1 protein-coding gene is annotated in these 289 nt (G+C 74.0%); it reads left to right on the plus strand.

All coding sequences use genetic code 11. The features are described 5' to 3' along the window. The coding region (locus BN202_RS10110) for a hypothetical protein (RefSeq protein ID WP_210160668.1) at nt 1-249 on the plus strand (249 nt) is incomplete at its 5' end. Nucleotides 250-289: the final 40 nt, after the last annotated feature.

The raw sequence follows: 289 nt of genomic DNA on the forward strand, positions 1-289 counted from the left end.
CTCGGCCGGGGCGACTGGCCGATCGACGCGGAGTACGCGCCGCCGGTCATCGACATGGAGCGGTTCGCCGCCCTGACGAACCCGGCACCCGAGCTCGTGGGGAGCGCGGTGGTCGCGCTCGCCCCGGGCCCGGACCACCGGCACGGGAAGACGCGAAGGGCTCGGACCGGCGCCGCTGGGCGATCGTCGCAGCGCAGCACACCGCCGACGCGCGTGTGCACGGCGAAGTCGGTTCGTTCGCCGCGATGAACCACGACGAGGTGGTGCGGTACGTGTCCGCGGTCGTCTC

Source organism: Bartonella florencae (assembly GCF_000312525.1).
GTDB classification, from domain to species: domain Bacteria; phylum Pseudomonadota; class Alphaproteobacteria; order Rhizobiales; family Rhizobiaceae; genus Bartonella; species Bartonella florencae.